At 59.7% G+C, this 23,971-nt stretch carries 25 protein-coding genes, 2 tRNA genes and 1 pseudogene; 6 read left to right on the top strand and 22 right to left on the bottom strand.

The window, feature by feature from the left end; all coding sequences use genetic code 11:
• Positions 1-226 (top strand): integrase core domain-containing protein (locus TRM7557_RS00005; protein WP_165592383.1); only part of this gene is annotated, 226 nt, incomplete at its 5' end.
• An 11-nt stretch (positions 227-237) separates the two neighbouring features.
• A pseudogene (locus TRM7557_RS00010) lies at positions 238-893 on the top strand (IS3 family transposase); the annotation flags it as partial.
• A 1-nt stretch (position 894) separates the two neighbouring features.
• Here TRM7557_RS00010 and TRM7557_RS00015 read toward each other — a convergent pair.
• The 16 genes from TRM7557_RS00015 to TRM7557_RS19900 all read right to left on the bottom strand — a co-directional run bounded on the left by TRM7557_RS00015 (position 895) and on the right by TRM7557_RS19900 (position 10,809).
• Positions 895-1,383 carry an Arm DNA-binding domain-containing protein gene (locus tag TRM7557_RS00015; RefSeq protein WP_058288178.1) on the bottom strand — a complete coding sequence of 163 codons (489 nt, stop codon included), beginning with the start codon at positions 1,381-1,383 and terminating at the stop codon, positions 895-897.
• A gap of 164 nt (positions 1,384-1,547) precedes the next feature.
• Positions 1,548-1,622: transfer RNA gene (locus TRM7557_RS00020), tRNA-Phe, on the bottom strand.
• 81 nt (positions 1,623-1,703) lie between these two features.
• Complete coding sequence (locus TRM7557_RS00025) at positions 1,704-1,898, bottom strand: DNA gyrase inhibitor YacG (RefSeq protein ID WP_058288179.1); 195 nt, start codon at positions 1,896-1,898, stop codon at positions 1,704-1,706.
• Positions 1,895-2,917, bottom strand: coding sequence for a ribonuclease E/G (locus tag TRM7557_RS00030; protein ID WP_058288180.1), 1,023 nt, complete (start codon positions 2,915-2,917; stop codon positions 1,895-1,897). The genes TRM7557_RS00025 and TRM7557_RS00030 overlap by 4 nt, the downstream gene beginning before the upstream one ends.
• The gene (locus TRM7557_RS00035) at positions 2,914-3,495 is read right to left on the bottom strand and encodes a Maf family protein (RefSeq protein WP_058288181.1); all 582 of its coding nucleotides are present in this window, start codon (positions 3,493-3,495) and stop codon (positions 2,914-2,916) included. Before TRM7557_RS00035 ends, TRM7557_RS00030 begins: the two co-directional genes overlap by 4 nt.
• A 188-nt stretch (positions 3,496-3,683) precedes the next feature.
• Entirely contained in the window at positions 3,684-3,902 is a 219-nt protein-coding gene (gene infA / locus TRM7557_RS00040) for a translation initiation factor IF-1 (protein ID WP_005620785.1), read from the bottom strand.
• Between the two features lie 98 nt (positions 3,903-4,000).
• The gene (locus tag TRM7557_RS00045; protein WP_058288182.1) at positions 4,001-4,876 is read right to left on the bottom strand and encodes a carbon-nitrogen hydrolase family protein; all 876 of its coding nucleotides are present in this window, start codon (positions 4,874-4,876) and stop codon (positions 4,001-4,003) included.
• Positions 4,877-4,879: 3 nt separating this feature from the next.
• Positions 4,880-5,467, bottom strand: coding sequence for a GNAT family N-acetyltransferase (locus TRM7557_RS00050; protein WP_058288183.1), 588 nt, complete (start codon positions 5,465-5,467; stop codon positions 4,880-4,882).
• Positions 5,467-5,862 (bottom strand): ketosteroid isomerase-related protein, encoded by a 396-nt coding sequence (locus tag TRM7557_RS00055; RefSeq protein WP_058288184.1) that lies wholly within the window; start codon positions 5,860-5,862, stop codon positions 5,467-5,469. Before TRM7557_RS00055 ends, TRM7557_RS00050 begins: the two co-directional genes overlap by 1 nt.
• A 12-nt stretch (positions 5,863-5,874) precedes the next feature.
• Entirely contained in the window at positions 5,875-6,327 is a 453-nt protein-coding gene (locus tag TRM7557_RS00060) for an arsenate-mycothiol transferase ArsC (RefSeq protein ID WP_058288185.1), read from the bottom strand.
• Positions 6,328-6,330: 3 nt separating this feature from the next.
• Positions 6,331-6,810, bottom strand: coding sequence for a UPF0262 family protein (locus TRM7557_RS00065; RefSeq protein WP_058288186.1), 480 nt, complete (start codon positions 6,808-6,810; stop codon positions 6,331-6,333).
• A 143-nt stretch (positions 6,811-6,953) separates the two neighbouring features.
• Positions 6,954-8,255, bottom strand: coding sequence for a histidinol dehydrogenase (gene hisD, locus TRM7557_RS00070; protein WP_058288187.1), 1,302 nt, complete (start codon positions 8,253-8,255; stop codon positions 6,954-6,956).
• Positions 8,256-8,344: 89 nt separating this feature from the next.
• Complete coding sequence (locus tag TRM7557_RS00075; protein ID WP_058288188.1) at positions 8,345-8,881, bottom strand: GNAT family N-acetyltransferase; 537 nt, start codon at positions 8,879-8,881, stop codon at positions 8,345-8,347.
• Positions 8,878-9,354, bottom strand: coding sequence for a DUF2948 family protein (locus tag TRM7557_RS00080; protein ID WP_058288189.1), 477 nt, complete (start codon positions 9,352-9,354; stop codon positions 8,878-8,880). The genes TRM7557_RS00075 and TRM7557_RS00080 overlap by 4 nt, the downstream gene beginning before the upstream one ends.
• Positions 9,354-10,625 (bottom strand): UDP-N-acetylglucosamine 1-carboxyvinyltransferase, encoded by a 1,272-nt coding sequence (gene murA / locus TRM7557_RS00085; RefSeq protein WP_058288190.1) that lies wholly within the window; start codon positions 10,623-10,625, stop codon positions 9,354-9,356. Before murA ends, TRM7557_RS00080 begins: the two co-directional genes overlap by 1 nt.
• A 7-nt stretch (positions 10,626-10,632) precedes the next feature.
• Entirely contained in the window at positions 10,633-10,809 is a 177-nt protein-coding gene (locus TRM7557_RS19900) for a hypothetical protein (RefSeq protein WP_165592384.1), read from the bottom strand.
• 84 nt (positions 10,810-10,893) lie between these two features.
• On the opposite strand from TRM7557_RS19900, the gene TRM7557_RS00090 reads away from it, so the two are divergent.
• Both TRM7557_RS00090 and TRM7557_RS00095 read left to right on the top strand, forming a co-directional pair.
• Positions 10,894-10,968 (top strand) — tRNA-Thr (locus tag TRM7557_RS00090).
• A gap of 491 nt (positions 10,969-11,459) precedes the next feature.
• A complete protein-coding gene (locus TRM7557_RS00095) occupies positions 11,460-13,835 on the top strand; it encodes a methyl-accepting chemotaxis protein (RefSeq protein WP_058288191.1) in 2,376 nt (791 codons plus the stop codon).
• A gap of 35 nt (positions 13,836-13,870) precedes the next feature.
• On the opposite strand, the gene TRM7557_RS00100 is transcribed toward TRM7557_RS00095, so the two are convergent.
• The 3 genes from TRM7557_RS00100 to TRM7557_RS00115 form a co-directional block, all read right to left on the bottom strand.
• Entirely contained in the window at positions 13,871-16,117 is a 2,247-nt protein-coding gene (locus TRM7557_RS00100) for a glycosyltransferase family 2 protein (protein ID WP_058288192.1), read from the bottom strand.
• A gap of 4 nt (positions 16,118-16,121) precedes the next feature.
• Positions 16,122-17,663 carry a hypothetical protein gene (locus TRM7557_RS20215; RefSeq protein ID WP_235811359.1) on the bottom strand — a complete coding sequence of 514 codons (1,542 nt, stop codon included), beginning with the start codon at positions 17,661-17,663 and terminating at the stop codon, positions 16,122-16,124.
• 204 nt (positions 17,664-17,867) lie between these two features.
• On the bottom strand, positions 17,868-18,899 hold the full coding sequence (locus TRM7557_RS00115; RefSeq protein WP_082626454.1) for an AraC family transcriptional regulator: 1,032 nt from the start codon (positions 18,897-18,899) through the stop codon (positions 17,868-17,870).
• 102 nt (positions 18,900-19,001) lie between these two features.
• Here TRM7557_RS00115 and TRM7557_RS00120 point away from each other — a divergent pair, with 102 nt between their 5' ends.
• Together TRM7557_RS00120 and TRM7557_RS00125 are read left to right on the top strand one after the other, a co-directional pair.
• Positions 19,002-19,817 carry a crotonase/enoyl-CoA hydratase family protein gene (locus TRM7557_RS00120; protein ID WP_058288193.1) on the top strand — a complete coding sequence of 272 codons (816 nt, stop codon included), beginning with the start codon at positions 19,002-19,004 and terminating at the stop codon, positions 19,815-19,817.
• A gap of 126 nt (positions 19,818-19,943) precedes the next feature.
• A complete protein-coding gene (locus TRM7557_RS00125; protein WP_058288194.1) occupies positions 19,944-20,573 on the top strand; it encodes a TetR family transcriptional regulator C-terminal domain-containing protein in 630 nt (209 codons plus the stop codon).
• Here the strand turns inward: TRM7557_RS00125 and TRM7557_RS00130 are convergent.
• The 3 genes from TRM7557_RS00130 to TRM7557_RS00140 form a co-directional block, all read right to left on the bottom strand.
• Entirely contained in the window at positions 20,570-20,998 is a 429-nt protein-coding gene (locus tag TRM7557_RS00130) for a universal stress protein (protein ID WP_058288195.1), read from the bottom strand. The two genes, TRM7557_RS00125 and TRM7557_RS00130, sit on opposite strands and share 4 nt — an antisense overlap.
• The gene (locus tag TRM7557_RS00135; RefSeq protein WP_058288196.1) at positions 20,995-23,595 is read right to left on the bottom strand and encodes a TRAP transporter permease; all 2,601 of its coding nucleotides are present in this window, start codon (positions 23,593-23,595) and stop codon (positions 20,995-20,997) included. The genes TRM7557_RS00130 and TRM7557_RS00135 overlap by 4 nt, the downstream gene beginning before the upstream one ends.
• 79 nt (positions 23,596-23,674) lie before the next feature.
• A partial coding sequence (locus TRM7557_RS00140; RefSeq protein WP_131727500.1) for a TAXI family TRAP transporter solute-binding subunit occupies positions 23,675-23,971 on the bottom strand: 297 nt, incomplete at its 5' end.

Below are 23,971 nucleotides of genomic sequence, written 5' to 3' on the forward strand. Positions count from 1 at the left end.
CAACCTGGCTCACGCTCGTGTTGTGATCGCGGCCTGGGCTACCGACTACAACACCGAGCGCCCGCACTCGGCCTTGGATTACCAGACCCCGGCTGACTATGCCCGAACCCTGAACACTGCAATCGCCCGCCCCGCTGCGCCAGATGAAAGCTCCGCGCGTCGGGCGATTGCTCAACCCGCGCCGATTGGCGTAAACACCAACCGGGCTCAAATCGCGGCTGGATGAAAGTTCAGTGGCAGGTCAGTCTCATGCCGATCTATCAGAAACCCAATACGAGCAAAGCTGCAAAGGGTCACAAGATTTACCCTTATCTACTGCGCGGGTTGCGGGTAAATCGGCCAAATCAAGTTTGGTGCGCCGACATCACATATCTACCGATGCGGCGCGGCTTTCTGTATCTGGTGGCCATCATGGACTGGCACACGCGCAAGGTTCTGGCATGGCGTATCTCAAACACGCTCGAGGCAGAGTTTTGCGTCGATGCGCTGAACGAAGCGACCCACAAGTTCGGCCCGCCTGAAATCATGAATACGGATCAGGGCAGTCAGTTCACGTCCTTTGCATGGACGGACCGGTTGCGGCGATCTGGTGTTCGTATCTCCCCTCTCGGGACATTGCTACGCAATGCCCTGCCGGGCAGTGGATGGATGGTAAAGGCCGGTTCCTCGACAACATCTTCGTCGAGCGGCTCTGGCGATCCCTGAAATACGAGTGTGTTTATTTGCACGCTTGGGAGACTGGATCAGAGGCAAAGGCGGGCGTCAGGAAGTGGATGGAGTTTTACAATCACAAACGCCCCCATTCTGCTCTTGGCGGCAAACCACCAGCCATGATCTATTCGCTGAGAAATGAAACAACAAACCCCGATCAGCAGGTGCAAAGAGTAGCTTAATTTACGCCAGAACCTGTCCAATCATTGGGGAGTAGCTCACAAGAACATCCCGGGCGCTGATCTGGCTAATTGGATAAGCACCCAAGTCTGCACACAGGAGGCCATGAAGCCATTCCGTCTTGGCTAGAGTGGATGCAGATTTGCCTTCATGACGCTTTTTCTCGAGCAAGGCGCTAGCGAGCCTGCCGAAGGTTTCCCGGTGCTCGGCTTCCTTAGCAATCTGCGCGCGCTTTCGTTCAAATGATGGGTCCTTGCCCGCGGCAAGCACCTTGCGCGCCTCGTCCCGCTTGTCCCGCGCCTGCTTAAGGCTCAGATCAGGGTACTTCCCAAAGGACAGGAGTTTTTCCTTGCCCATCCAGCGACACTTGAACCGCCAGAGCTTCGACCCGCCTGGATTGATCAAGAGGAACAAGCCATCAAAGTCGGCCTGTTTGTAAGGCTTCGCTTTTGGCTTTAGCGCGCGGACCTTAGCGTCACTCAGAACAGGCATCTGGGGGTACCCTTATTTCACGACCTCGGCGATACCCCGACCTATACCCCCATTTAGGGTAGATTGGACTGGATCGCTCCGGACAATCTCGGACAAAGGGTCCGATATTTTCTATGAAATTCAGGCTACTGGAAGAAATCTAGAACCACAACTGGAAGGGAATGTGGTGCCCGGGGGCGGAATCGAACCACCGACACGAGGATTTTCAATCCACTGCTCTACCCCTGAGCTACCCGGGCAGGGTTTAGGCTGTTCGCCTTGGGTGGGGGCGTTCTATGCTTTAGCTGGGGGAGTGTCCAGAGCCTTTTTGAAGAAAAATGCTAATGAGGTGCATTTTCTTTCTCAGACCCCTCTCGCATCGCGTTTTCCAATGCGTTTTCAAGGTCTTCCTGCTCTGTGCTGGGGACGGCGTAGGTCCCGTTCATCCACCGTACCAGGTCAATATCGGCACAGCGGCGCGAGCAGAAAGGGCGGAAGTCGGGGCGCGTGTCTTCGCCGCAAATGGGGCAGCTCATGAGAGCAGCCCCGCCACCGCCAGACGGCTGCGTTTGCGTTGAAGTTCAAAGTGACCCAAGTTGGTCCAGCCCACGAGAATGGTTTCCTCTGTGTCGGCCTTGAATGCGGCGCGCAGGGTGCTTTCAAAGGCACGGCGGTCCTTCTTGGGCATGGGCGCGGCATCGACCACAATCTGGCCACCCAAACCACGCACACGCAGCACACGGGCCAGAGCCTTGGCGCAAGCCATATTGGCCTTCAGACCAGCCGCCATGGAGGTGTCGGACCCTGTATTGACGTCAACCGCGACAAAAGCGCGGGTGGGTTCGACAAACAGCGACGCCCCACCCCCCAGCGAGACGGAAATCCCCATGGTGTCATCCAGCGCGTCCAGCACACCGCAGCGTTCAAAGCTGCCGGGCGCGCTTTCTACCTGCGCCGGTTCGGACCATTCCCGCCAGGCGAGAAGATGTGGCGTGTCGCCTTCGGTCAGGGTTTCGGGCTCGGTGCTCTCATCGGCCAGAACCTGATCTGCCATGGCGCGCATGGCGGCGATGTCTTCGGCGATCTCGTCCGGGTCGGACCCCGCGCAGGCAGAGCGCAGGATCAGGCCATAGTCACAGCCCTCCATGACCTCATGGGCGATTTCCAGCAGGCGGTCGCGTTCGTCTTCGTCGCGGATGGAGCGAGAGATGTTCAGACCGGGCGCTTCGGGCGTTACAATGGCATAGCGGCTTTTGAACAGCACCTTCTGGGTCACCGGAATGGCCTTGCCGTCTTCGGCATAGCCCGTGACCTGCACCAACAGCATCTGCCCGGGGGACAGGCCCTTGACCTGCTTGAGGAAGGCTGACCCATCCGGCGTGGTCAGAAACATGCCACCCTGGCCTTTGACCGGGCGATCTGCGCGGGCACGGTAGATGGTGCCCGGCGCAGGTGCGTCGCCTTCGATCAGGAAATCGTCCAGCTTGCCATCCACCATCAAGGCGGCGGCTTCGCGGTCGTTGATATGGTCGAGAATGATCTGACGGCCCTTCATTGCGCGGCCTCCTTATAAAGCGGGTATCCTGCAGCTTGCAGCAGGTTTGCGGTCTCAGACAGGGGCAGGCCGACAATGCCGGTGAAGGACCCTGCGATCCAAGGGATAAAAGCGCCTGCGGGCCCCTGAATGGCATAACCGCCGGCCTTGCCGTCCCAGTCGCCAGTCGCGAGATAGGCGTTCAGCTCTTCGTCGCTGAGGCGTTTCATTTGCACGGCCGAAACAACATCACGTTCCCAGACCTTCTCCCCCTTGCGGACGGCAACGGCGGTGATCACCCGGTGGCGGCGACCGCCGAGGGCCATCAGAAACGCGGCAGCTTCGCCTGCATCGGAAGGTTTGCCCATAATCCGGCGCCCCAAGGCCACAGTGGTGTCAGCACATAGGACGATATCATCCGCACCGGCGGCCACAGCCTGCACCTTTTCGCGGGTCACACGGGCGCAATAGGCACGCGGCAGCTCGCCTTTGAGTGGGGTCTCATCAATGTCGGGTGGGGAAACCTGATCTGGCACCACGCCCAATTGCCCCAAAAGCTCCAGCCGCCTTGGGCTGCCTGATCCGAGAATGAACGCCATGGCTGGCCTCCTGTTGTTCCTGTCCCGTCATACTGCCGGGCGCGCGTGCTGAAAAGCCGCGCCGCTTTCATCTTTTTCTAAATATCCCCGCCGGAGGCAGCGCTGCACAGCAGCGCTTTTCTACCAGTGCGAAAAAACAAAAGCCCGGCGAGAGGCCGGGCCTTTTTGATGTTTGGCAGATCGTCCGCTTATTTGAAGCGGTAGTTGATCCGGCCTTTGGTCAGGTCATAAGGTGTCATTTCCACCTGTACCCGGTCGCCTGCCAGAACACGGATGCGGTTTTTGCGCATCTTGCCTGCCGTATGTGCGATGATCTCATGGCCGTTTTCCAGCTCGACCCGAAACGTCGCATTGGGCAGGAGTTCCTTCACGACACCGGGAAATTCGAGCGTATCTTCCTTGGCCATGTTGTCTCCATCGTTGAGTAAGCCCCAATAGGGGCAGCCCGCACGTCACGGGATGAGGGCTTAAATGGGGGCATTTCCCCAAGTTTTCAAGGGTGCAATCACGTCAATCGGACATTAGTGGCCGTTTCGCGTCCCTTCTGCTCGTCCCAATGCAGGCGGTTTCGCACCCCGCCATTGACGCGAACCTCGGCAATCGCGGCAAGATCGACTTCTGCATAGGTCCAGCCTGGGGTGTTTAGCCCCCCTTCTGCCAGCACCCCTGTGCCAGGGAAGCCCTTGTCAGGTGGGCAGAAAATACCGCCAGCGCCGGTGTTTACATCCACCGCTTCGGACCATGAATAGGTGCCCACGATCGAGGATTGCGCGGTGATGCACTGTTGTTCCAATGCCCGCGCCATCGCGCCAATGCGCACCCGCCAGTACCCCGCCAGCGTTTCCGTACAGGAGGGCGCGAGAATCACATCGGCCTCGGACAGCCCCCGCGCCAAAAGTGGGTATTCGCTGTCATAGCAGATCAGAACGCCGATTTTGCCAAGTGCGGTGTCGAACAGCTTGAGCGGCCCGCCTGCAACGATATCCCATGGGTCGCGTTCAAACGGGGTCATGATCTGCTTGTCCTGATGATCGCGCCCGCCTGTGGGGGAGAAGAACTCCGCCCGGTTCACAGGCCGCGGCGCGCCGGTCATGACGGGGGCTGAAGCGGCAAGGATATGGACGTTGTTTTCTGTGGCCAGTTTGGCATGCAGCGCGGCGGCATCTTCCATTTTCTCCGACACCGCGCGGATCGACCCTTCGAGGTCACCCGCAACATCGGCCCCATCGAGCGTGGCAAGCTCCATCGCACCGTATTCGGGAAACATCAGCAGATCCGCGCCATTGTCCGCCGCATCCGACACCCAATGGGCTATTTTGTCTTCGTATTGGCGCCAACTGTCAAAAAAGGTCAGCGGGTAGGCCGAGGTGGCGATCTTCATGTGCTACAGGTCCCGGATCCAGAATTGCAGTGGCTTCTTGGTCTCGTCTTGGTGCCCGACGTCTTTCCAGCTGAACTCTGCCACGACGCCCTCTAACCGCGCATAGCCGCGTTTGCGCCAGAAGGGATCCAGCGGCGCATAATCTGCGGGTTGCATGGGGTGGTCGGCTGGGCGCTGCACGCCGCAGAAGGCGGATTTTTTGAAACCCAGTGCGCGGGCATGCGCCTCGCGGTGGTCAAAGAACCCATGCCCAGCCCCCTGACCACGGTATTCCGGCAGCAGCACCGATTCCGCGCAGTAAAAGACGTCGTTCAGGTCAAGTCCGGTGTCCGCAAAGGGGCGGGCGAAATCATCGGCGTGATCAGAAAGCGGTGTGCCGGTGGAGGCGCCGACCAATCGGTCGCCGTCAAAGGCCCCCACAACAATCGCTGAGGCACTGTCGCGGTAGGTGGCCATATAGCGCTGCTCATAGGCGAGGTCGCCATCGTACAGATAGGGCCAGTCGCGAAACACCGCGATGCGCAGGCGGGCGACATCATCCAGCGCGGCCGCAAGCGCCGCGCCAGTCAGGGTTTCGATCCGCAAAACCATCAGGCAGAGACCTGTTTGATCCAGTCAGAGAGGTTGTAATAGGTGGTCACGCGGGTAATCTGGCCGTCCTTCAGGCTGAAGAAAGACCCCGCAGGCAGTTTGTAGGTCTGGCCAGTCGCTTCGGGCAGGCCTTCATCGGTGGCCAGATAGGTGCCGTTCACGGTGAATTCTGCCGCCGCGCGGGTGCCGTCGTCGCTGACAAAGATCTGCATATCCGTCAGGTTTTCTTTGTAGCAGCGGTCCATATGGGCGCAGAAGTCGCGGAACTTTGCCTTGCCGATGCGAATATTGCCTTCGTTGACGTGGTGGGCCACGTCATCCGCCAGACAGTCGATCATGGCTTCGGTGTCGTCTGCATTAAAGGCCGCGAAATAGCGCGCGATGGTGTCGGTCATGTCGTTCTCCGGTCAAGCGGCCGGATCACCCCAACGCTCTTTCAGGCGGGCAATGATCTGGTCGCGGGTTTGCCTGTAGCTTTCTAGCTTGGCGTCGCGCGTCTCTCCCAGCCCAGTAGGGTCCATAATTGGCCAATATTCGACATCGAGGTGAAAAAATCGGGTGAGTTCCAGCGCCTGGCGCTGGCTGGCGGGCGACAGCGCGATCACCAGATCATAAGAAGAGATGTCGTCGCCCCATTGCTCCATCTCGTCGAAAGAGCGCGATTGATGGCGCGACAGTTCCACATCGATTTCCTGGCAGACCGAAATGCAGAAGCCGTCGATTTCCAGATCGTTTTTGACACCGGCGGACTGTACGTAGGTGCCGGTGCCATAAAGCTTTTTCATGATCCCCTCGGCCATGGGGGACCGGACCGCATTGTGGTCACAGCAAAACAAAATCGACTGCGGAAGTGGCTCCACGCATCAGCCTCCGAAATGCAAGACGCAGATCAGCGTGAACAGGCGGCGGGCGGTGTCGGTGTCGACCTCGGCCTTGCCATCCAGGCGTTCTTGCAGGACGCGACTGCCTTCGTTGTGGATGCCCCGGCGCGCCATATCGATGGTTTCAATCTGGCTGGGCGGCAGGGTTTTCACCGCATTGAAGTAGCTTTCGCAGATTTGATAGTAGTCTTTGACCACTTGCCGGAAGGGCGACAGCGACAGGTGGAATTCTGCGGCCTTATCGCCCTTTTCGGTTTCCACATCAAAGACCAGCCGCTTTTCACGGATCGCCAGCCCCAGATGATAGGGGCCATCGGGCACGGCGCGTTCGTCCCGTTTGGGCAGGACAAAGCTATTGTCTTCGATCAGATCGAAGATTGCCACTTTGCGTTCCTGTTCGATCTCCGGGGTGGGAGGCGGCAGGTTGCTGTCATCCAGCTCTATTTGGCTGATCCGGCTCATCGGTTTATCCCGTTGCGGTCTGTGGTGCAGTTTCAGGTTCCCCAAAGTGGTAGCGCAGGTGTGTCTCCCTTACAATGCAGGTGCAGAAAGATCTCTGTCCGCGCTGCGGGGAACTCTGCGTCACATGGGGCGCGATGGCAAGCTTAGCGGTTGAGTTTCTCCAAGCGGGCCAGAACCGACAGACCGTGCGCCTCCAGGCTTTCGCTTTTGGCCAGAACGGCTGCGCCGGGGCCGATCGCCTTGAGCGCTTCGGGGGTCATCTGGCTGAGCGTGGTGCGTTTGATGAAATCCATCACCGACAGGCCGGACGAGAAGCGCGCAGAGCGCGCGGTCGGCAGCACGTGGTTCGGCCCGCCGATGTAATCGCCAATGGCTTCGGGCGTGTATTGGCCGAGGAAAATCGCGCCTGCGTGGATGGTTTGTTCCGACAGGGCCACAGGGTCTGCGACGCAAAGCTCCAGGTGTTCGGGGGCAATCCGGTTCGACAGGGCTGCGGCCTCGTCCAGATCCTTGACCACGATCACGGCGCCATAATCGCGCCAGCTGGGGCCCGCAATGGCGCGGCGTTCCAATGTTTCCAGACGTTTATCCACGGCGGCGGCCACGGCGCGGCCAAAATCGGCGTCATCGGTGATCAGCAGGGACTGCGCGCTTTCGTCGTGTTCAGCCTGGCTCAGCAGATCCAGCGCGATCCAGTCGGGATTGTTGTCCTTGTCGGCGATCACAAGGATTTCGGAGGGGCCCGCGATCATGTCGATGCCGACCTTGCCAAAGACGCGGCGCTTGGCCGCCGCCACAAAGGCATTGCCGGGGCCGGTGATCTTGTCCACGGGGGCAATGGTTTCCGTGCCATAGGCGAGCGCCGCCACAGCCTGCGCGCCGCCAACGCGGTAGATCTCATCAACACCTGCGATCTTGGCCGCCAGCAGCACCAGCGGGTTGATCTGCCCGTCGGGCGTCGGCACGGTAATGCAAAGGCGTTCAACGCCTGCAACCTTGGCCGGGATCGCGTTCATCAGAACCGAAGACGGATAGGACGCCAGACCACCCGGCACATAAAGCCCGGCCGCAGAGACCGCAGACCAGCGCCAGCCCAGCGTTGCCCCTGCCGCATCGGTCCATTGCTTGTCTTCCGGCATTTGTTCCGCGTGATAGGCGCGGATGCGTTCGGCGGCCAGCTCAAGAGCGGCGCGTTCTTCATCCGACACTGTGGCGACGGCGGCTTCGATCTCGGCGTCGGTAATGCGCAGGTCGGCTGCGGTCAGATCCATACGGTCGAATTTGTTGGTCAGCTCCACCAGCGCCGCATCCCCGCGGGTGCGTACGTCATGAATAATGCCCGCAACAATCGCGTCCACATCCGGGCTGTCTTCGCGCTTGGCGTTCAAGAGGTCGGTAAAACGGGCCTCGAAATCGGCATCATTTGTGGTCAGAAAAACGGGCATTGGGGCACTCCTTTGTGCTCGGAATACTGCCGAGTGGGCCGGGTCTCAAGATCCTTGGGTGAAATAGGTGCTGGCAGACCGTCAAAGACCTAACGTGCGAGGGCGTCGGACAAGGGTTTCGGGAGCTCCACGTCGTGATCCAGGGCGTACAGCATCAAAAGGTCATTGCGGGGCTTGCCATCGATCATGACCGACCGTGGGTGCAGCCCGAAGGCGATGAACCCGGCCGCCTGATAGAAAGAAATTGCAGCCTTGTTGGTGTCATCCACACGCAGTTCAACCTGCAGGATCCCGCGTGAACGCGCGTAGTCCAGCATCCTGGCCAGCATTGCCTGACCCAGACCGCGTCGTTGATATTCAGGTTTGACGTAGAAAGGACCCAGTTCCGCCGAATGGCGCAGCCGTTCCACCGACCGCGCGCGCAGGCCCGCAATGCCCACAAGGTGGCCATCCTCTTCTACGCCCCAATTGTAACCTGCCGCCAGACCGTCGCGCACCCGCGCATCCGAGGTCACGGCGGCCTCGTTCGGGGTGAGCAGGAAAGCGCCCGGAAACCGGGTCAGCCCATCCGTCCACACAATGCGAAACGCGTCGAGGTCACTGGTGTTCAGTTGTCGGATGATCATTCTGGGTGCTTTGGGGCCTTGCCAGAGGGGGCTTCATACGGACGTGTCACGTCCTTGAGAGAAACATCCAGCGCTTCGACCTGCAGGCGCAAGGCGCCATCGCCCGCCAGGGTCAGGACAATATGGCCTGCGCCATCGTCGCCCGCTTCAAAACGGACATCCAGAAGCGACAGAACAAGGTCTTTGTCTTTGCGATCGATCCCCTGCGAGGCAACGCCCAGAACGGTGTCGATGACCAGCAGCGACTGCACCCGTTCAAAGGCGCGGCCGCGCCGTTCCGCCGCAACGCGGTCTTCCCAGCGGAAGCGGTTGAGGAGAATGGCAAAGCGGTGCTCGCGCGGCCGCCATGCCATCTGGGGGGAGGTGAAAACAGCATCCTGCACCAAAGAAGAGAGCACAGAGAGGTCCTCGGGCGTCTCGGCGCCAAGGTTCAGCGGGGCCTCGCGACCCTCTTCAAAGGTTGCATCTGCCATTAGTCCTCCTTGATACGTTCGATTGTGGCGCCAACACCAGACAGCTTGCGCACAACATGTTCGTAACCGCGATCCAGATGATAGACGCGCGACACGCGGGTCTCTCCTTCGGCGGCCATGCCGGCCAGGATCAGTGAAACGGATGCCCGCAGGTCGGTTGCCATCACGGGCGCCCCTTTCAGCTTTTCGACGCCGGTCACTTTGGCGGTGCCGCCTTGGACTTCGATCTTGGCGCCCATGCGGATCAGCTCGGGGGCATGCATAAAGCGGTTCTCAAAGATCTTTTCTTCCAGCGTCGCGGTGCCTTCTGCGGTGCACATCAGCGCCATGAACTGCGCCTGAAGATCGGTTGGGAAGCCGGGGAAGGGTTCTGTCACCACATCGACAGCTTTCACGCGGCCATTCTTGCGGGCGACTTTCAGTCCCTTTTCGGTATCGGTGACCTCGAGCCCGGTTTCTTCGAGCTTCTGGCAAAAGGCCTCGAGCAGATTGCGGCGACCACCGAGCAGCTCAACCTCGCCACCGCAGATCGCAGGGGCCAGCATATATGTGCCCAGCTCGATCCGGTCGGTGACCACCGGGTGCGTGGCACCATTCAGACGGTCCACACCCTGGATGGTGATGGTCGAGGTGCCGTCACCTTCGATCTGTGCGCCCATTTTGCGCAGGCAGTCGGCAAGGTCGACGATTTCCGGTTCGCGTGCGGCATTCTTGATGACGGTTGTGCCCTTGGCCAGCGTCGCAGCGAGCAACGCGTTTTCCGTGGCCCCAACCGAGACAATCGGGAAGTCCACAACACCGCCCTGCAGGCGGCCCTTTGGCGCGCGCGCGTGGACATAGCCGTCTTTCAGATCCAGCTCGGCGCCCATGGCTTCCAGCGCCTTGAGGTGCAGGTCAACCGGGCGCGCACCAATGGCGCAGCCGCCGGGCAGCGAGACCACCGCATGGCCTTCGCGGGCCAGCATCGGACCCAGCACCAGAATGGAAGCGCGCATTTTGCGCACAATGTCATAATGGGCGGTGTGGTTATCCAGCCCATGGCTGGACATGGCCAGCACCTGACCGTCGTTCAGCGCCGAAACTTCGGCGCCCAGCGACTGCAGCAGCGTCGTCATGGTGCGAATGTCGCTTAGGCGGGGTGCATTGGTCAGGGTCAGCGGTTCTTCACTAAGCAAAGTGGCCGGCATCAAAGTCAGGCAGGCGTTTTTTGCACCTGCGATCGGGATCTCCCCGTGAAGCGGCCCGTTACCGGTTACCAGAATCGAATCCATCTGCTCTTTATTCCTCAGTATCGTCGGAGCTGTTGCCCGTTATGTTGTCTGTGGCTTCATTTTTTGCAGCCCTTGCTTTGGCTTGCGCCTTGCGTCGGGCCATGTTCGCCTTCAGTGCAGCCTTGAGACGATCCTCGCGGGTGCTCTCTGACTGGAGGGTGGAAGGTTTTTTGGTCTGTGACATGAACTTTCTCTAACTTAGTCGAAAAAAACTTTCTAGATGCTCTTGCGCTCCCCTGCGGTTATGCGTAGAAGCCCCCTCACCGGCGCTGCTGTAGCTCAGAGGTAGAGCACTCCCTTGGTAAGGGAGAGGTCGAGAGTTCGATTCTCTCCAGCAGCACCATCTTCTCAAGCACATGAAAAGATAGACAAATCGGCCAGATGGTCGATTGTCCAGCGCCGTTTGTGCAGCTTTTCTGTAGGCCAAAGCTGGCACTTTTCTTGTCGATATCTGGCAGAAAGTCTGGTCGTCCTTTGTTGGCTGAGCGGTCAGTAGAGCCGCGCAATACGGCCCGCGCGTCCGTGCGGCCCAGCGTGACCTTCCAATTCTGGCCGCCCTGCGCTGTTAAGTGCCCAATCCGAATCAATTTTTCGCCGCGCCGCCCGGGCTGAAAACGGAAAGTACACTTTCCATTTTTTCGGGAAAATTGCGTTTCCTGCGTGAAATTGCAGCAATTTCAGCGTTTTCGCAGCGTGACTTTTGGGATTCCTTTACATGCAGCGGTGGAAACACCCGCAATTAAGCTGCGGGAAAGAAATTGCAGGCACCTTTTTTGCAGATTTACGCAACACCCTCGCCGACTTCCGAATATGCAGAACAAAAGGGCCTAGCAGATGAACCCTATTTCCAGACTACTTCAGCGCACGGCCCTTGCGGTCAAGTTGCCAATTTTCATTGCCGTTCCCCCGGTTTTGATCCTGTTGCTCGCGGTGAGCATGCTGAGCATTCAGGTACACAAAGTTTTGGATGGGGAACATCGCACATCTTACGAGACCCTCTTGCACGAACGCTCTGCTGTGCTGGAGCGCTGGCTGGATGATGCGGCGGCCGATATTTCGGCCTTTTCCATCAGTGGCAACGCGATTTTGGGCCTGCGGGATTTTGCAAACAGTTGGCGTCCGCTGAAAGGGGTAGAGCCGCAGGATTATCTGCGTCAGCTCTATATTACCGACAATCCAAATCCCGTCGGTGAGAAAGATCTGTTGGACACAGCCGGTGACAAATCCCCCTGGACGCTGCGCCATAAAAATTACCATCCGGGGTTCCGTGCGTATCAGCGTGCGCGCGGGTATTATGATGTGTTCCTCTTCGATAACCGCGGCAATCTGGTTTATTCGGTTTACAAAGAAGACGATTTTGCCACGAATTTCATTGATGGCCCTTATAAAGACAGCGGTCTTGGAGAGGCCTATCGCGCGGCGATGGAAATGCCCGAGGGCGAGGTCTATGTGACCGAGATCGATGGCTACGCGCCAAGCCATGGTGCGCCAGCCTTGTTTATGGCGGCACCGGTCTATCGTAGCGGTAATATTATGGGCGTTGCGGCGATTCAGCTGCCGTTGGACAGGATTGCTGCGATCCTGGCGGATTCTGATGTGCTGGGCGAGACGGGTCAGGTTTATGCGGTGGACAGCCGTGGCATGGCAATGTCGGATTCGACCCACGAAGGCGGCCACAAAGCGTTGGACAGCCTGCCGCAGAACGAGCTGATCACAGCGGCGCTGGTCGATCAGGAGATTTACACCAGCAATGCCGTTGGTCTGAATGGTCAAGCCGTGGTGGCGGCGACCGACCACGTCGAGCTGCCAAATGGCGCGTCCTGGGGGCTGATCCTGGAAATTGATCGCAAGGAAGCGATGGCCTCCGGGCAGTTCATCACCACCATGTTTGCCGCGATTGGCGGCGGTGTGGCGCTTTGTGTTCTGGTCATGGCTTGGCTGTCCGCGCGCAGCGTGATCCGCCGGATCGGGACGCTGAACACCGATATGCATGCGGTCGCTGATGGCCAATACGATCAAGAAATCCGCGGACGGGATTTCAAGGATGAAATCGGTGAAATCGTCGGAACTCTCGTCCAATTCCGTGCCGATCTTCAGCAGGCGGAAATGGCTGCACAGCGCCAGAAGCAGGCGCAGAAAGAACAGGAAGAGGTTGTCGGCTGCCTGCGCGATGGTCTGCAGCGCCTGTCCAAAGGGGATTTGAGCGAAGAAATTTCCGTCTCCTTCCCAGAGAGCTATGAAGATCTGCGTCACGACTTCAACGCGGCTGTGTCGCAGCTCAGCACCACAGTGGACGATGTGGTGGAGTCTGCCCATAGCATCCGCTCTGGCTCTGCCGAGATTGGCAATTCGTCTGATGATCTGTCGCACCGGACCGAAAGCCAGGCCGCCACGCTGGAACAGACCGCAGCTGCGCTGGACGAGCTGACGGCGAGCGTTCGTTCGGCTGCGGAGAACGCCAATAGCGTGAAGAACATTGTCAGCCAGGCCAAAGGCGAAGCCGAAGCCAGTGGCGAGGTGGTGCAGGATGCCGTGCAGGCGATGACCGAGATCGAGGGGTCTTCGACCAAGATCACTCAGATCATTGCCGTGATTGACGACATTGCCTTCCAGACCAACCTGCTGGCGCTGAACGCCGGTGTCGAAGCTGCCCGCGCGGGCGAAGCTGGGCGTGGCTTTGCAGTTGTCGCCTCCGAGGTTCAATCCCTGGCGCAGCGCTCTGCTGATGCGGCGAGCGAAATCAAAGGCCTGATCAATGAATCCAAGCGTCAGGTTGATGGCGGTGTGGAACTGGTCGGCAAGGCCGGTCAGGCGCTCAGTTCGATTGTGTCTCGCGTCACGCATATTTCCGAGCTGGTCGGCGAAATTGCCGAAAGCGCGCAGGAACAGTCCACGGGTATTGCCGAGATCAACACCGGCATGGGCCAGCTGGATCAGGTGACACAGCAAAACGCCGCGATGGTGGAAGAGGCGACCGCCGCAAGCACCCTGTTGAAAACTGATGCCGAAAAACTGGCGGATCTGGTGGCGCGCTTTCAGACCGGCACAAGCACTGCCGCCCCGGCACCGGCGTCCGCCCATGGGGATGGGTTTTCAGATGGCTTTGCGCCGACAGCAGACCCCGTGACCTTTGAGGATACCCCGGCGGAGCTGGCCACTGGCACAGATGGTCCCGCGGCAGGTGGCACTAAGGTCTGGCAGGACTTCTGATCGAACCACTGCTTTCAACACAAAGGGGGCGGGACCTAGTGCTGGGTCTCGCCCTTTTCGACGGTAAAGAAGAACTCTTCCGGGTGGTCGCCCCAGACCACGTGGTCTGGCACCACATCCGGTCCGCTGAGGAAGACATTTGCGCCAAAGGCGCGGTGCATCCGCGACAGTTTTTCTTGCCGCGCGCTGGTCAGGGTTTCAAAAAAAGCGGCCTGTGCAGGCTGGGCGCGAAGCGCGTCGATTTTGGCCCGGTGGGCGGCCACACATTTATGATGCTGCGCTGCAATCTCGGGATCTGCCATCAGCGCGGCCAGTTTGGCCTCCATCATCGGGATCCGTGCCATGATGGAACGGTCCGTGGTGGCGTTGTTGTTCATACGGAACCAGTACGCGAGGCCCTGGTCGCGATCCACGTGGTTCACCCGGCCCCGGTCGCGTTTCACCAGAAAGCTTTCGGCATTGCGCACGGCGTAATGGTTCAGCGACACAAGGTCATAGCCATAGGTTTCGGTCGTGGAGCGCCAGGCATTGCGGTATTCTTCGCGCGGCAGCGGCTGGCCCGATCCATTGACCCAGTGGATCTGATCCCACAGCTGCGGGCGCAGCCCCTTGGGCCGATGCACCCCCATCTTCTTGAAAATGCCGATATTGCGGAACAGGGTTTTGAACCCCCAGGCTTGATGGGGTTTGGGAGAAAACTCCTCGGCGCAGCGGTCGAACTGGCCGATGGTGTGGCTGTCCTCGAACAGGTGGCGGTCGGAATTGCCAAACAGCCGCCAGGTGCAGGAGATCATATTGGCATCGCCCACAGCCTCATAGAGTTCGGGCAGGGTGCCATTGCCGACCTTGATATTGAGGAACTCGTCCACATCCATGCAGATACACCAGTCCGCGTTCTGCATCAGCGGTTCGTCCTCTGCTGCTTGAAGGGCAGCGTGCTGGGGCTTCAGCTCCATCTCGCGGAAGGGGTTTTCGCGGTGTTGCAGGATGCCCTTGGCCTGCAGAAGGTCGAACATATCGTCCGTCCCATCCGTGCAGTCATTGGTGTAAACCAGAAAATCCTGCACCCCGATCGCCTGATGATAGGCCAGCCATTCCAGAATAAACGGGCCTTCGTTTTTCATCGTTGTGACAATGGCGGTGCGGGTGGCGTCCTTGCTGGGGGCGGTGAATTCCACCTTGGGCGGGCGCACCGGTTTGTGACCAAAGTCGCGCTGGGCCGATGCCAGCAGAGCCTCGGATTCGATCAGGCTGGTCTTGGGCACAATCAGGCCGGGGTTCGAGGTCAAATGGCGGATCGCCATATAGGAATAAAACGCAACTTCGGCGTTGAAACCGACACCGGAAATCCGGCGGAAGCGCCAGAAATTGTTGGGCGCAAGGCCGGTTGGTGCCACACACCAGCGGCTGCGATAGCGGGGCTTGTCGAATTGCACGCAGATGTGGTCGCCAAAACCCGCCGGACCATCGTCGCGCAGCCGCCAAGGATAGCAGTGCTGGCCAGACAGATGCACCGCCTGACCGGGCGCATCCGCTGCAAGGTCAAAGGGATTTTGCGCAGGCGCTTTGGCGGGCACATGCAGCAGGTCGCCAATATCCAGATTGGCCACGGCGCGGGCTTCTGTCAGAAACCGGGTGCGGGCGATCTCGTAGATCGTGCCTTCCGCGAGCGGCGCAGTCCAGGCGTCGGGAGAAGGGAACTCCATCCGGTCTTTGCCGGGGGCTTCTGCAACGCAATAGGGGTGGTGTTCACTGGGCAGGGTGTCATGCCCTAAAGGCAGGGCGCTTTCGATCAGCACCACCCGCAGGTCACGACCCAAGGCCGCAAGTTGGCTGCGCAGTTCGGTGATGAAGTCGATGTCCTGGCCTTCGCGGGTCCGGTTGAACAGCACCGCGCCCCGAACACCGAACTGGTCGTGGTGGTGGCGCAACCACTGCAGGACCACGTCGGCTGATTGGCCGTTTCGCACACCCAGCAAGACATTGCGCCCGGCCAAAAGACCGGGTTCCGCGGGCGAAGCGGTAAGCCCAGCAGGCAGCGCATCGCTGATCACAAAAGGCGCGCCGTTCAGGGTGATCACCTGCGGCGAGGGGATCGGCGCAGGCAGCCCTTCCAGGTAACGACCTACATCTTTTGCGTCAGAGGCGCGGGTAAAGAACAGGCGGCAGCCGCCAGCCTCTGGCCCGGCGCTGACGGCCTCCAGAACCGGCCCGGCGGGCGTTGTCTGGCAGGCAAGGCGGCGCAGATACAGCTGCGGTTTGGCCGGGTGTGTTGCAGACATCAGATCAACGCTTGTGGATCACGGCCACCTGATGGCGTTTCTTGACGTTGTAGCCCACCTGGAACAGGAAGCAGCCCGAAATTTCCGGCGCGATCGCGTTCAAGTCTGCCTCGAGCGCTGGGTCCGAATGCTGGAAGCGCTTTTCGACCTGGAAGCCATAGAACAGCTCGCCCGATTTGGTGAAGCCATCGCGTTCCAGGGTCGGCGGTTGCCAGCGTAGATCTTCGATCACGTAGATGCCGCCAGATTTCAGTTTGTCCCAAAGCTCAAGAAACGCGAACTGCTGGTGGTGCGAGGCTTGCGAGGCATCATCCACAATAAAGTCGAGCGCAGGCAGATCCTGCGTGGCCGCTGCAATGCTGTCGCGGGCCTCAGGATCCCAGTTTTTGAAACGGAACCGTTCATCGGTGAATTCCACACTGTCAACGGTATCCAGTGCGTGCACCTTGCCTTTGGGGAAATATTCCAGCCACATCTGTGCTGTGGGCAGCTCGAACTGTTCGGCGGCTTCGGTGCCGCCGCCGATGTCCAGACCAAGCTGGAGAAGGTTCACGGCGCGGCCTCGATAAGGCAACATCAGCATTTGATACAGTTCGCTATAGCGGTGCTTTGCTGCCCCGTTTTCGGAACCGTATTTTTCGGCCAGATCCGTCAGGTTCACTTGCCCCTTGAGCGGCGCGCGCGCGGGTTTTTCGGCCTTCACTTCAGGTTCCGGCGCGGGGGCTGCAACGGGCAGGGGCGCTTTGGCTGGGTCGACCTTGTGTTTGGCCAGCAGCTGCCCGATCAAGCTTTTGGGATGGGGAATGCCACCTTCGCGCTCGACCAGACGCTTGCGCATTCGGCGGCCGTAGAAGTGCACAGAATACGTATTTTCGGTGATGTAGCCGGTGGTGTCGAAGTTTGCCTTCAGCATCTTGCGGCGATCTTTGAACAGGAAGGGATACAGCCCTTCTTGCGGCAGTGCATATTTTGCCTCGCCGGTTTCATGCAGGAAATGTGTGACCGCATGGGGGCCCCAGACGCCCCAAGGCTGTTCGCTGGCGTGCACGGGGTTTCCGGCTGCTTTGGCGTCGATCAGTTCCTTCTCGTATTCGGGCCCATAGTAGCTGGGAATGGCAAATTCATCCGAAGTGAAGTCCAGCAGCGCATCCAGCGTGGCGCAGTCATGCGGCAGGCCAAGGACGCCGCCATTGATATGGGTCTTGGATTCCCAGCCGTAAAAATGCCCGTTGGGGGTTTCGAACGGGCGCAGGCAATAGGCGTCTGTGTCGGCCCAGATCATGTTCCGGTTGGCTTTCAGCATTTTGTAGCGGAACACATCGGAATGCAGCGCCGGGCTGCCCGTGCGTTTGTGGGTCAAAAACCCTTCGCGCGGCAGGAATTGTTCAGCATCGTCCAGTTCAACACCTCCGGGGACATTTTCCAGCGGACCATAGTGATACAGAACCACAGGGTGACCCGCGTCGACAAAGGATTTGACACAGAGCTGTTCCAGATAGCTCAGCGGTCCTTCCATCCACAACATGCCGATCGTGTTGAGTGTCATGCCTTTTCCCCTGCTAGCCTTGCCAAATTACGCGCCCCAATCCCACTTGGGCCCATTGCGGGCCCATGGCCGACGCTGCGTTGCCACGTTTTCGAGGCAAACTGTGCCGTTGTTAAGGCTGGATCAAGGCTTATGAAAGGTCTGCCACATTTTCAGCAGCTTTTGTGGGGGGAATAGCGCGGTTGGTTCCCCCTGTTGGCAAGGCTAAATGCCCAGTGCGGCGGCGCGAATTTGCCCCGGTGTCCGCCCGGTCCAACGGCGAAAAGCCCGGTGAAAATTCGCGCTGGAGGAAAACCCGAGGTCTTGCGAGATCTCTTCAACGCTTTGGGTGCGGGCGAGGAGGGCGCGGAGCGCAAGGTCACGGCGCAGCCCGTCTTTGACGCCCTGAAACGATGTCGCCTCAGACCTGAGGCGACGCATCAGGGTCCGGGGCTCCAGCCCCAAGGCTGCGGCGCACTCGGGAAGGGGGGCATCAAAAGGCGGTTTGCTCGCCAGAAAGGCGCGCAGCTGGAGCGAGACGGAATGCCCCTGCAGCCCGGTGAAAATCCAGTCGCGCGGGGCGTTCTGCAAAAACTCCAGCAGCTCAGCATCGCTGCGCAAAACGCCGCCCGCCAAAAGGTCGCTGTGGAAGGTAAGACAGGACGTTTTGGCGTTGAAACTGACAGGGACCGGAAACAAAACCGCGTAGTCGGCTGCAAAATCCGGTCGTGGAAACGCAAGCCCCACCGCTGCAACTTGCAGCTCGCGGCCGGCGAGCCATGACAGCAGCCCATGGGCCAGTTTCAACATCAGCATATGGCCGAACCGGTTCACGGTCGGCGCACTCGCACGTGGCCTGAGGGACAGGCGCAGCTTTTGGTCCTCTTCGGACAGATCAAGCTGGTAGTCGTCCAGCAGGAGGTTCCAGAAGGTGGTGAACCGATACAGCGCAGCAGGCAATGTGGAGGCGTCACGCATGGTGGTCAGCAGATGCTTGAGCGCCCCGCTGCGGATGGGGCGGGACCACAGGCCGGTCATCTCGTCGCCGCTGCTGGTGGCGGCCTGCTGATACAGCGTCACAATCTGATCGCGCCCGACCCGGCCAAGTTGCGGGTCACTCAGGCCTGCCTGCTGCAAGGCGGTTTGCAGCAGATGCTTGTCCCCGCAGCGATCCCCACAGCGGTCCAGGGCGCGCAGCCAATCCGCAATGAAGGGGCGCGAGACGGTCAAACTGTCGGATGTCGTCAGTTGCGGCATTTGGTTTGTCACTTTGGGATAGGAAATTGTCACATGTTGACGTGGTTTGGGCAATGCACAGGTTCATATTGTCGAAAAAAGACAGAAATACGGAGCCCCCTTATGACACCTCAGGTGACGATTGACCCCGCAGATTTTGCCAACCTCGCGCTAGAGCCGCAGGACACTGGCATATGGGTGGTGCGGCTGAACCGCCCGAAGAAACGCAATGCGCTCGATCTTGCGACAATCGAAGAATTGGTCCGTTTTTTCTCGCAGGCGCTGCGCGCGGGCGTCGCGGCTGTGGTGTTGGTGGGCGAAGGCGACCATTTTTGCGCAGGTCTGGATCTGGTCGAACACCATCGCGCAGATCGCAGCCCCGAGGAGTTCTGGCAGGTTTGCCTGCGCTGGCACGAGGCCTTCAACAAGATGGAATACGGCGGGGTGCCGGTGATCGCGGCGCTGACCGGGGCGGTTGTGGGCGGTGGGCTGGAACTGGCCAGCGCGGCCCATATTCGGGTCATGGATGCCACCACCTATTTCGCCCTGCCAGAAGGGCAGCGGGGATTGTTCACCGGCGGCGGGGCCACGATCCGGGTGCGTGAACTGGTCGGCAAGGCGCGGATGGTGGACATGATGCTGACCGGCCGGGTTTATCAGGGCCAAGAGGCCGTGGATCTGGGCCTTGCGCAATACCGCGTCGAGGGCTCCAGTTTCGACAAGGCGATGGAAATTGCAGAGAAGGCGGCGGCGAACCTGCCGCTGACCAATTTTGCGATCTGTTCCGGCGTCAGCCATATGCGCAATATGTCGGCGCTGGATGCGGCCTATGCCGAAGCCTGTGTTGCAGGCGTTGTGAACACCCAGACCGAGGCACGGGCACGGTTGGAGGCCTTTGCCAATGGGTCAGCTGCGCGGGTGCGGCCCAACGCGGGCTAGGGATATTTGTCCATCCGGTCAAATATCGCATTGGCCCCCTCTTGACCCTATGTTAGGGAGCGCCGGAGTGTCCCGGCGCCTTCCCCGCAGCGCCGGTTGTGATTGGCGACGGGGCAGGGGGATGCCATGACTGGCCCGAAAACCGCTGGGGGATATTCCCGTATCCAGACTCAGAAACGTGCCGCGATCTTTGCCGCCGCGCTAGAGATTTTCGCCCGTCACGGTCTGCGCGGCGCCTCACTCGAGGCCATTGCCGCCGAAGCGGATATGTCCAAACAGAACCTGTTGTATTACTTCGACGGCAAAGAAGCGATCTTTGTGGAGCTGATCCAGCAGCTGACCGATCTGTGGCTTGAGCCGCTGGCGCAGATTGACCCCGCGGGCGAACCGGTGGCCGAGGTTCTTGCCTATGTGCAGCGCAAACTTGTGATGTCGCAGAACCACCCGCGCGAGAGCCGCCTGTTTGCGACCGAGATCCTGCAGGGGGTGCCCCATATCAAACATCTGTACGAGGGGCCGATGAAAGCGATGGTGGATCGCACCGTCGCACTGCTTCAGACGTGGATGGATGCGGGGCAAATCCGCGCTGTAGACCCGCATGATCTGCTGTTCTCGATCTGGGCGAACACCCAGCACTACGCCGATTTTTCCGCCCAGATCAATTTGATCAAACCGATGACCCGCGAGGAACGTTATGCCAATGCAGAACGCTTCCTGACCGATATGTATCGCGCGCTGTTGGTGGTGCAGGATTAATCCCGCACAACCAGCACCGAGCAGGGTGCATAGCGCGCCACGCGGGCCGAGTTTGGCCCCTGTAAGCGGTCCATCAGTTCGGGTTTATGAGCGCCGACGACAACCAGATCCGCATGGCTGCGTTTGACCGCATCGAGGATCTGTTCGTAGACAGTGCCGACCTCCACCAGATGCTGCACGTCTTTGGCATCTGGCAGGGTTTTTGACACAAAATCATGGAGTTGTGTGCTCGCCGCCTCGGCTGCGGCTTTCATGGAGCCCTCTTTGAAATACGACCCTACGATCGACATCCCATAATCCGGCAGTACGGTCACCACGCTGAGGGTGGCGCCGTAGAACCCCGCCAGATCGGCGGCCTTTTTCAAAAGCGCGCCTTCGGTTTCCAGATGCGTCAGATCCAATGCGCAGAGGATATGTTTGGTCATGCCGGTACTCCTTCTTCCTGGATACGTTTGCGCCGCAGTTGCAGCATTACGATGAACCCCAAAAGCAGGAAGGCGGGGATATAGAAGATCTCTTGTGGCATCCGGTCGGCGGCCACTTCGAGCTCTTGCAGCTGCCAGTCGAAATCAATGCCCAGCTGTTCGGCCGGGCCGCCGAAGTTGAGGTTGTCGACAAAGATCGCTCCGTCTTCCTCGCGGAACTCAATACCGGCACCGTCATAGAGGCGGCTGACCCCGTCACCGCCTGCGGCCCCAAGGGGCAGCAAGTAACGGGCATCGACCTGATTGCCATCCAGATCCTCGCCCTGCAGGCGCACCCTGAGAGAGGCATTGTCCGGCGCGGCGGCGGCGCGGTCAAAGATTTCGGTTGCGGTGCGGCTTTCAAATTCCGGCTGCAGCTTGTTCAGGAAGAACCCCGGTTGGAACAGGGTGAACGCCACGAGCAAGAGCACCGCGCTTTCCCAAAGCTGGGATTTTACCAGGAAGTAATTCATCGTGCCGGCCGCAAACAGCAGCATCGCAATCAGCGCGACAATAAAGACAAAGACCGCCTGATAGGGGCCGACATCAATCAGCAGAAGGTCGGTGTTGAAGATAAACAGGAAGGGCAGAAGCGCCGTGCGGATCGAATAGAAGAACGCCTGAAAGCCGGTCTTCAGCGGGTCGCCTTTGGAAATCGCGGCGGCCGCGAAGGACGCCAGACCCACGGGCGGTGTCACATCCGCCATGATGCCAAAGTAGAAGACAAACATATGCACCGCGACCAGAGGCACGATCAGCCCGGCCTGTGCACCCAGTTCGACCACAACGCCGGCCATCAGCGAGGACACGACAATGTAGTTTGCCGTTGTTGGTAGCCCCATGCCCAATACGATCGAAATCAGCGCCACGAAGAACAGCATGGCCAGAAGGTTGCCGCCCGAGAGGAATTCGACAAACTCGGCCATGACCTGACCAATCCCGGTGAGCGTCACAGCACCCACGATAATACCCGCCACGCCCATGGCCGCAGCCAGACCGATCATATTGCGCGCGCCCACAATCAGCCCTTCGCAGATCTCGTCAAAGCCACGGCGGACTTCCGCGCCGAGGTTGCTTTGCCCACGGAAAAACGCCTTGAGCGGGTTTTGCGTCGCAAGGATCACCAGCATGGCAATCGCCGACCAAAACGCCGACAGCCCCGGTGATTTGCGTTCGATCATCAAGAGGTACATCAGCAAAAGGATCGGCATCAGGTAATGCACGCCGGTCTTGAAGATCTCCTTGGTGGGCGGCAGATGCTGCATGCTCTCCAGGCTCATCTCAAGGTCGGGCCCTTGGGCGGCGTACCAGACGGCAGCCACATATGCGGCGGCCATGGCAAGCACCAGCACATAGGTCGATGCCGGGCCAAGCGCGGCCTCAACCGCGTCCACAATCACGCCGAGCAGGAACAGGGTGCCACCGGCAACCACGATGGAAGCGGCAATAATGAAGATCGCGCCCAGCATGAACTTGATTGGGTTCATCCGCGAGGTGCCGGTCATGCCCATCTTCAGCGCCTCAAGGTGGACGATATAGACCAGCGCGACATAGGAAATCGCCGCCGGGATGATCGCGGTTTTCACCACCTCCACATAGGAAATACCGACGTATTCGGTCATCAGAAACGCAACAGCGCCCATCACGGGCGGGGTCAGCACGCCATTGATTGACGACGAGACCTCAACCGCGCCGGCCTTGGTGGCGGGAAAGCCGACCTTCTTCATCAACGGGATGGTAAAGGTGCCTGTGGTGACGACGTTGGCGATGGAAGAGCCCGAAATCAGCCCTGTTGCGGCTGAGGCAATCACTGCCGCTTTTGCCGGTCCACCGCGCAGGTGGCCAAGGGCGGCAAAGGCCAGTTTCAGGAAGTAATTGCCAGCACCTGCCTGATTGAGCAACGCGCCAAACAGCACAAACAGAAAGACAAATCCCGACGACACCCCCAGCGCGACGCCAAAGACCCCTTCGGTGGTCAGCCACATATGGCTCATCGCTTTGTTGAGCGACGCGCCTTTCCACTGGATGACCTCGGGCAGGCCGGACCACGACCCAAAGAAGACATAGGCGAGGAAGAACAGCGCCACCCCCATCAGCGGGAACCCCAGCGACCGGCGCGCGGCTTCGAGCAGGAGGACAATGCCAATGACAGCAACGATGACGTCCACCTGACTGGGAGAGCCTGACCGCGCGGCCACGCCATTGTAGGCATAAAACAGGTAAGACGCCGCCAGCGCGCCGATGGCGGCAACGCCCCAGGTGATCATCGGAATATGATAGCGCGGGCTCGATTTCAGACCGGGAAAGGCGATGAACGCCAGCAGAACCGCAAAGCCGAGGTGGATCGCACGGGTTTGGGTGTCGTTCCAGACCCCGATCCCCAGCATGAACGGAAGGGGCGACGCAATCCAAAGCTGGTAGAGCGACCAGACAAGGGGGATGTACCACAGCGCCCGCTGTCCAAAAGCATCCCGAGGCTGCCGCCCACCGGTGTCATTGTCGGCAACAAAATCCTCGAGTTGGCCGTCGGATTGCTCAGTCTCATGCGCCTGCGTCATAGAACCCTTACCCCTGAAATATGGTCGCGATCCCGGCGCGAAAATTCACGCCGGGACCAAAGCTTTTCGGTGGGTAGGATTACATCCAGCCTTGCTCTTTGTAGTATTTGACCGCACCGGGGTGCAGAGGCGCGGAGAGACCGTCTTTGACCATCTCTTCCTGGGTCAGACGACCAAAGGCCGGGTGCAGCTTTTTGAAGTCGTCGAAGTTTTCAAAGATGGATTTCACCAGCACATAGACCACTTCATCAGAGGCACCCGCATCGGTCACGAAGGTCGCTTTCGGACCCCAGGAGGCAATGTCGCCCTCGTTGCCCGGGTACAGGCCGCCGGGGATGGTGGCCGCGGCGTAGGCGGTGTTTTCCGCCAGAACCTT

Origin of the sequence: Tritonibacter multivorans, from assembly GCF_001458415.1 — a bacterium.
In the GTDB taxonomy this organism is placed as follows: Bacteria; Pseudomonadota; Alphaproteobacteria; order Rhodobacterales; family Rhodobacteraceae; genus Epibacterium; species Epibacterium multivorans.

What these genes read in the sequence shown, in the direction of transcription:
- TRM7557_RS00015 (WP_058288178.1), bottom strand. Translation starts at nt 1,383, where the DNA reads ATGCCTGTTCTGAGTGACGCTAAGGTCCGCGCGCTAAAGCCAAAAGCG.
- TRM7557_RS00025 (WP_058288179.1), bottom strand. Translation starts at nt 1,898, where the DNA reads ATGAGCTGCCCCATTTGCGGCGAAGACACGCGCCCCGACTTCCGCCCT.
- TRM7557_RS00030 (WP_058288180.1), bottom strand. Translation starts at nt 2,917, where the DNA reads ATGAAGGGCCGTCAGATCATTCTCGACCATATCAACGACCGCGAAGCC.
- TRM7557_RS00035 (WP_058288181.1), bottom strand. Translation starts at nt 3,495, where the DNA reads ATGGCGTTCATTCTCGGATCAGGCAGCCCAAGGCGGCTGGAGCTTTTG.
- infA (WP_005620785.1), bottom strand. Translation starts at nt 3,902, where the DNA reads ATGGCCAAGGAAGATACGCTCGAATTTCCCGGTGTCGTGAAGGAACTC.
- TRM7557_RS00045 (WP_058288182.1), bottom strand. Translation starts at nt 4,876, where the DNA reads ATGAAGATCGCCACCTCGGCCTACCCGCTGACCTTTTTTGACAGTTGG.
- TRM7557_RS00050 (WP_058288183.1), bottom strand. Translation starts at nt 5,467, where the DNA reads ATGGTTTTGCGGATCGAAACCCTGACTGGCGCGGCGCTTGCGGCCGCG.
- TRM7557_RS00055 (WP_058288184.1), bottom strand. Translation starts at nt 5,862, where the DNA reads ATGACCGACACCATCGCGCGCTATTTCGCGGCCTTTAATGCAGACGAC.
- TRM7557_RS00065 (WP_058288186.1), bottom strand. Translation starts at nt 6,810, where the DNA reads ATGAGCCGGATCAGCCAAATAGAGCTGGATGACAGCAACCTGCCGCCT.
- hisD (WP_058288187.1), bottom strand. Translation starts at nt 8,255, where the DNA reads ATGCCCGTTTTTCTGACCACAAATGATGCCGATTTCGAGGCCCGTTTT.
- TRM7557_RS00075 (WP_058288188.1), bottom strand. Translation starts at nt 8,881, where the DNA reads ATGATCATCCGACAACTGAACACCAGTGACCTCGACGCGTTTCGCATT.
- TRM7557_RS00080 (WP_058288189.1), bottom strand. Translation starts at nt 9,354, where the DNA reads ATGGCAGATGCAACCTTTGAAGAGGGTCGCGAGGCCCCGCTGAACCTT.
- murA (WP_058288190.1), bottom strand. Translation starts at nt 10,625, where the DNA reads ATGGATTCGATTCTGGTAACCGGTAACGGGCCGCTTCACGGGGAGATC.
- TRM7557_RS19900 (WP_165592384.1), bottom strand. Translation starts at nt 10,809, where the DNA reads ATGTCACAGACCAAAAAACCTTCCACCCTCCAGTCAGAGAGCACCCGC.
- TRM7557_RS00095 (WP_058288191.1), top strand. Translation starts at nt 11,460, where the DNA reads ATGAACCCTATTTCCAGACTACTTCAGCGCACGGCCCTTGCGGTCAAG.
- TRM7557_RS00100 (WP_058288192.1), bottom strand. Translation starts at nt 16,117, where the DNA reads ATGTCTGCAACACACCCGGCCAAACCGCAGCTGTATCTGCGCCGCCTT.
- TRM7557_RS20215 (WP_235811359.1), bottom strand. Translation starts at nt 17,663, where the DNA reads ATGACACTCAACACGATCGGCATGTTGTGGATGGAAGGACCGCTGAGC.
- TRM7557_RS00115 (WP_082626454.1), bottom strand. Translation starts at nt 18,899, where the DNA reads ATGCCGCAACTGACGACATCCGACAGTTTGACCGTCTCGCGCCCCTTC.
- TRM7557_RS00120 (WP_058288193.1), top strand. Translation starts at nt 19,002, where the DNA reads ATGACACCTCAGGTGACGATTGACCCCGCAGATTTTGCCAACCTCGCG.
- TRM7557_RS00125 (WP_058288194.1), top strand. Translation starts at nt 19,944, where the DNA reads ATGACTGGCCCGAAAACCGCTGGGGGATATTCCCGTATCCAGACTCAG.
- TRM7557_RS00130 (WP_058288195.1), bottom strand. Translation starts at nt 20,998, where the DNA reads ATGACCAAACATATCCTCTGCGCATTGGATCTGACGCATCTGGAAACC.
- TRM7557_RS00135 (WP_058288196.1), bottom strand. Translation starts at nt 23,595, where the DNA reads ATGACGCAGGCGCATGAGACTGAGCAATCCGACGGCCAACTCGAGGAT.